We start from the raw sequence: 6,271 nt of genomic DNA, 5'->3' as shown, positions 1-6,271 counted from the left end.
GTGGCTGGGCGGGCCACTGTGCTGCCGGGGTCGGGGCGGCGGGTTCGTAGGACGGCGGGAGCGGGGGGACCGGCGGGACCGGGGGGTGCGGGGCCGGGAGCGGCCAGGAGCCGTCCTGGGGTTCCGGGGAGCCCTCGGGGGTGGCGGGGCCGGAGGGCGTCGCGTTCTCCGGGCCGGGGGTCACGGCTTCGGCGGGGACGACGGTGTCGGCGGCGGCCGGGGTGTCCGTGGGGGTGTCGCCGGCGTTCGGGGTGGGGTGCTGGGCCGGGGTCTCGGCGACGGCACTCTGTACGTCGGCCTCGGGGGCGTCCGGCGTGCCGGTCTGGGCACCGGCGCCGGGGGCCTGGGCATCGGGTACGGCACCTTCGGCATCGGCACTGGCCTTGATGCCAGCGCCAGCACCGGCTTCGGCGCCAGCCTCGGCACCGGCTTCGGCGCTAGCGCCGGTCTCAGCACCGGCACCGGCTTCGGCGCCAGCGCCAGGACTGCCCTTGGTATCAGTACCGGCGCTAGCACTGGCCTCGGCACCAGCTCCGGTTCCGGCGCCAGCCTCAGCGCCAGCGTCGGTCTCGGCGCCAGCCTCAGCAGCCGTACCCGGTTCAGCACCGGCCTCTGCGTCGCCCGCCTCGTCGTCCGACGCGGCGTCCTGCTCGCCAGTGCCCTGTGCGTCGTCACCCGGAGCGGCGTCCTCATCGGCGCCGGGGGAGTGCTGCGCGGCACCCTCCTTGCCGGCATCGCTCTCCGGGCGGTCCTCGGAGCCCTCCGGAGCAGAGACGTCAGCCTCGCCGGAGTCGTCCGCGATGTTCTCGGCCGGCGCGACGGCGTCGTCCGCGTGTGAGGTACCCGCCTCGGGATGCGCGCCGCCTTCCGCACCCGGCGTGGTGGCGTCGACGGCCGGGACAGCGGCATGGACTCCCGGAGCAGCCTCCTGCGCCTGCCCTGCGTCGCTCGCCTGACCGGCAGCCGGGGACTCGGTGTCTGCACTCCGCTCAGCGATCTCCCGCTTCAGCGCGGCCGACGAGATCCGCATGGTCGCCGGGCTGTCCAGATCCCCGTTCCCCGCCGGGGGCTGAAGCTCGAAGCCACCGTCCTCGGGCAACCCGGGCACGGAGGCAGGAGCCGCCCCCACGCCGACCGCACCGGGCACCCCCGGCGGCATCCCGGGCCGCACCGGCGGCACATCGGGCACACCGGCGCCCGGTCCGCCGTGCCCGACCACACCGCCAGGTTCACCGGGAACACCCGGTCCAGCGGGAAACCCGGGCACTCCCGGCGTCGCTGGCGCACCCTGTCCACCGGCAACCCCGGGCGCCCCGGGGAATCCGGAACCGGGCACGCCGGGAAACCCGGAGCCAGCCCCAGCCGGTACGCCGACACCCCCCGCCCCCATGGACGCCCCCGGAAACCCGCCGTCCGCGCCAGGCCCCCCATAAGCCCCCGGCACCCCGGAGCCTCCCGAAACGTTAGTACCCCCCGGCACCCCGGAACCACCCGGCACCTCAGCCACACCAGAACCAACCGGCGCCTCCGGCATGCCAGACACCCCCGGCATGCCAGAAAACCCCGGCCCCCCAGGAACCCCCGACACCGCAGCCCCCGTCGGCGGTGCCGCCGGAGGCTGCGGCATTCCGGTCCCCGTCCCCCCGCCCGCGTTCTGCGTGTACCAGGCCGGCGGTGCGTAGTCGATCGTGAACTCGCCCGTCATGTCGACACCGGAGTCCGCGTCGGGCTGGTCATCGCCGGGCGTGGCCCAGCCCCCGCGCGTCCCGTCCCGATCGCTGCTCACAGTTCCTCCTGAGATGGCCGGACCTCCTGATACCGCATCAGGAGGGGACCGTTTCGTGTTGTCTTTGGTCGTCGCCGACCGCCACAGTCCGGACACCGAAGGACCGGACGGGATCAGCAGAGGGCACCCGAAGAACAAGGACGGCACACCGCCCCTCCACCAGCTCCCCCTGAGGCATCGACCCCCGGCCCACAGTTCCCGGCGCCGCGCCCGGTACCAGCCTAATCACCACAAGCCCCACCCCGGCAGGCCCATCCACCCCTCAGCGTCCACCCAACGCGTCACACACCACCCGAACCCGACAAACCCCCCTGAACAAACCCCCTCATAGAGGCAGACACCCCCAAGTGAAGGTCATGCAAATCCCCAAGCACCCCCACCTCCAACTCCGCACCCCTACCAACACCACGCACCCAAACTCCACAAACGCCGGGCAAGTGCCCACCAACTCAGCCACCGTCTCCGGCCACCGGCCGCGAAGGAGCCGAAGGGGCGCGTCGGTGTCGAGGACACGATCGCGCGCAGGCCCGAAGGGCTGAGCACGTTCGTGTCCTCGACACCGACTTAGGCGCCCCGCAGGCGAGAGAGCCAATGTCACAGCCGGGCCAGCCCAACAACCACCGCCCACAAAACCCCAAACCCCTCAACGCAGCCCCCCAAAAACCCCCACCCCTCAATCCATCCGCCGAGCCACCCCCAACAACCCCACCTCCGCCTCCGTAGGCTGCGTCATCACATACTGCCGATCCCGATCCCCACACCACAACGTCACCCCGTCCGGCAACGTAGGCAACGCCTCCCGCTCCGCCTCCGGCAACGGCATCGCGCGGCTCAACTCCACCGCCTCGTCGGGAGAGATCCGCTGCACCCCCACCAACCGCGCCTGCCGGATCAGCCGCGGGGCGACAGGGCTGAGATACGGCAGCAGGGTCAGCACGGACTGCCAGGGCCCGGACGCCACCCGCCCCCGAGGCGGCTGCATCCCGCAGTCCCGCACGACGAGCACCGGCGTCCCCGGGGACGTCCCCTGCGGAGGCACCCGCCCGACCTCGTGGACGGCGAGCCCGTTCTGCCCGCCCCCCATCGCGTGGACCATCTGCATCCACGCCTGCGGACGCCCCGTCTCGACGGCGACGCGCGCCCCCGTCGCCGCGGCCCGCAGGGCGATGACCTGGGCGGTCCACAGCCCCCCGATCAGCGTCACGTCGTAGGAGGTGGGCCGGTTGAGCCCCAGCACGGACGGCCGCCCCTCGGGATCGACCCCGATGACGACCCCGTCGTCCCCGATCGGCAGCGACAGCGCGTCGAGCTGCTCCACGGAGACGGAGTGCCGGGCGTGCCGGGGCCCGATCAACCCGAGCCCGGACCGCAGCAACCCGCGTGCCCGCTCCCCCGCACCAGAAACGGCGACCGTCATCGCACCCCTCCGAACATCCGAACACCCGACGACGAACCCTTGGACATCCGATCCCCCTCGAACTCCCGCACGCTCCTCACCGCACCCCTCCCAACGGCAAGGTCGCCAGCATCCCCGGCACCTGCTCCCGATCCAACCGCACGAGCCCCATCCCCGTATGCCGGGCGGCCCCCTGCAACGCCCGCCGCGCGGCGACCAGTTCGGCGTCACTGCGCCCGGTCACCCGCAGATACCCGGCGAGGGACACCTTCTGCCGCTCCCCGCGCGACAGGCTGAGACTGAACGTCGTCGCAAGGGCAGGAACCGCCGTCACCAGCGCGATCAGCTGCGGCAGCGACGGCGCCCGGCTCCCTCCGAGCGCGGGCCAGCGCCGTACCCAGAACGTCGTGTGGCGCCGGTTGTCGCAGCGCCACCCACGCCCGGACTCCTCGGTGCGCCGCTCACGGGCCTCCGTGCGCCCCGCCTCGGCGGTGACCAGCGGATTCGCGTGCGCGGAGGTGGCGATGGCGGACGTCAGCTCCTCCTCGTCGAGCAGAGACGCACGGAACCCGGCGCCGGTGAGCCGGCTGGCGAGCTGGTCGGCCGCGCGGACGACGCACTTCTGGGCGCCGGTCAGCCCGCCCCCGCGCGCGGCGACCGCCTCGGGGCACAGTTCGGGGTCCAGCTTCAGCGCGATCCAGGTGATCCGGACGGCCGGTGCGCCCGTCTGCTCCTGGAGCGGCGTGTAGTTGGCGATGGCCACGGACTGCCGGGGGAGGTGCAGCGCGGGCGCGGGCTGCGTGTGCAGGACCACCTGCGCCGACTCCAGCCGGATGCCGTCCACCTCCAGCGCGTCGTACACCAGACGCAGCGGGAGGGGATGGCGGTCGCGCTCCACGCGCAGGGCCGTGGAGTCGGCCTCGACCTGGAGGACGGCGGTGACGAACGTGCCGTCGCCGACGATGCCGACCGGACGGCGGTCACGGCCCGCGTACGTGTACGTCCGAAGCGTCGGATCGCACTCCACGGCCGGGGCCAGCCCCGGTTCCGTCCCCGCCGGGACCTGTGTGCTCGCCGCCCGGCGCTGCCTCGCCCGCAGCGCCCAGGCGGTGGCCACCCACTCGGGCAGCGTGCGCCCCCGGCGCCGGACGAACGCGACCAGGACCAGACAGACGGCGAGGACCCCCGCGACGGCCAGCAGGGCCGGGTTCACCGCCCAGCCGACGACGAGAGCGGCGGCGGCGATCTCCAGCAGGACGAGCCGTTGCAAGCGGAATGTCCCGGCCTGCCCCGAACGCGGCTTGAGGTGCAGCGCGTTCGCCTCGCCCGGCGACCGGCCACCCCTTCCGGAAGCCCTCACTCCATCCCCCCGTTCTCCTCACAACTCGCTGCTTCTCCCGCACCGCACGGGCCTTCTCGGCGCCCTCCGGTGCCCCGACAACCTACCCGCGCCCCACGTCCCGGCGGTTACCAGGCATAGTAGGGGGCCGCTCTGACAACGCGGGCGGGCCGCCCTTCCGGCACCGGTCCCACCGCGACCAGAATCCGCGCGAACCAGGGGGAGACAGGCACCGATGGCATCCCGGCGTGACGAGCTCAATGCCTACACCTTTGCGAAGCGCCGCATGCTCGCGGCCTTCACGCATTCGTCGCCCGGCTCGGAGGAAGGCGCCCCCAAGCCACTGCGCGGGGTACTCCCCGGGGCGATCACCGGCGTCGTCGTGATGGCCGTGTTCGGCGCGTGGGGCATGTTCAAGCCCACCGCGCCCAAGGACTGGGACACCCCCGGCGCGAAGGTGATCGTCGCCGACAAGTCGACGACCCGGTACGTCGTCCTGCGCACCGGCGGCCAGACGCAGCTCCACCCGGTCCTCAACATGGCCTCGGCCAAGCTGCTCCTCGACGCCGGCCAGGGGGACGTCGTCACCGTCGCCGAGTCCGTCCTCGACAGCAAGATCGCGCACGGCGTCACCATCGGCATCCCGTACGCCCCCGACCGCCTCCCGGACGCCGACGAGGCGGGCAAGGCCAAGCGGTGGGCCGTCTGCGAACGCCCCAGCGCGGGCGGCGAGTCCATCCAGCGTGCGGCGCTCGTCCTTGCGTCCCGCGAGATGAAGGCCACCGAGGAGGGCGGCAGGCTCACCGGCGGGCAGCTCCTGTACGTGCAGGCCGAGGGGCAGGCGTACGTCGTCGACGCGAGCGGGCGCGCGTACCCGATCGACAAGTCGAACGAGCTGCTGCTGCGCGCGGTCGTCGGCTCGGGACGGCAGCCGCAGAAGGTGTCGAAGGAGTGGCTGGCGACCCTGCACACGGGCAACGGGATCTCCTTCCCGGAGGTCGAGGGTCCCGTCGGCGGCAAGGCGAACGCCCCCGGCGAACTCACCGAGGACATGGACCGGGTCGGCAGGGTCCTCAAGGCGTCCGACCTCAACAGCGACCAGTACTACCTCGTGCTGCCCGGCCGGGTCGCCCCCGTCACCCCGTTCGTCGCCCAACTCCTGCTGTTCAGCAAGAAGCTGGCGGACGTCAACCCGGGTGGCAAGGCCGCGCCGGCGAGCCCCGGCCTGATCGTCCCGGGTGCCCCCTTCGGCACCGAGAACACTTGGCCCACCGAGGACCCCCAGCCCGTCAACGACCCCTCCACCGCCGCCGGTTCCCGCAGCACCGTCTGCAACGTCCTGCGCTCCGTGGACGGCTCCACCGGCGCGACGACCCTCAGCACCTGGGCCGGCACCCGCTTCCCCGAGGCCCTCCCCACCGGCGCCTCCAGCGCCTACGTCACCCCCGGTTCCGGCCAGCTGTACCGCCAGTTCCAGGGCACCGAGACCAAGGCGGGCCCGGTCTTCCTCGTCACGGACACCGGCCTGCGCTACGTCCTCCAGTCGAACGCCGACAGCGCCACCGACGACGCGGGCATCGGCATCACCCCGGAGAAGCGCAAGCAGCAACAGCAGGAGGCCAAGCAGGCCCAGACCCTGCTGGGCTACGCGAACGTCGACCCCGCACCGATCCCGGCGTCATGGTCCGAGTTCCTCCCCACGGGCCCCCGCCTCTCGACAACGGCGGCCCGCCAGCCGCAGGGGTCGTGA

General features: G+C 73.1%; 3 protein-coding genes and 2 pseudogenes. 1 reads left to right on the top strand and 4 read right to left on the bottom strand.

The window, feature by feature from the left end; genetic code table 11:
• The 4 genes and pseudogenes from ACVNF4_RS12515 to eccE all read right to left on the bottom strand — a co-directional run.
• Positions 1–1,219, bottom strand: a pseudogene (locus tag ACVNF4_RS12515) (hypothetical protein); the annotation flags it as partial.
• A 438-nt stretch (positions 1,220–1,657) separates the two neighbouring features.
• A pseudogene (locus ACVNF4_RS12510) lies at positions 1,658–1,786 on the bottom strand (SCO5717 family growth-regulating ATPase); the annotation flags it as partial.
• A gap of 673 nt (positions 1,787–2,459) precedes the next feature.
• Positions 2,460–3,203, bottom strand: a complete 744-nt coding sequence (locus ACVNF4_RS12505) for a hypothetical protein (protein ID WP_461802832.1) — start codon at positions 3,201–3,203, stop codon at positions 2,460–2,462.
• Positions 3,204–3,279: 76 nt separating this feature from the next.
• Positions 3,280–4,542: a type VII secretion protein EccE gene (gene eccE, locus ACVNF4_RS12500; RefSeq protein ID WP_461802831.1), complete on the bottom strand. Its 1,263-nt coding sequence runs from the start codon at positions 4,540–4,542 to the stop codon at positions 3,280–3,282.
• Positions 4,543–4,756: 214 nt separating this feature from the next.
• Between eccE and eccB the strand changes: the two genes are divergently transcribed.
• Positions 4,757–6,271: a type VII secretion protein EccB gene (gene eccB / locus ACVNF4_RS12495; RefSeq protein WP_461802830.1), complete on the top strand. Its 1,515-nt coding sequence runs from the start codon at positions 4,757–4,759 to the stop codon at positions 6,269–6,271.

This window comes from Streptomyces sp. S6, assembly GCF_054880855.1.
This window is presented reverse-complemented; position numbering and strand designations above follow the sequence as displayed.

What these genes read in the sequence shown, in the direction of transcription:
- ACVNF4_RS12505 (WP_461802832.1), bottom strand. Translation starts at nt 3,203, where the DNA reads ATGACGGTCGCCGTTTCTGGTGCGGGGGAGCGGGCACGCGGGTTGCTG.
- eccB (WP_461802830.1), top strand. Translation starts at nt 4,757, where the DNA reads ATGGCATCCCGGCGTGACGAGCTCAATGCCTACACCTTTGCGAAGCGC.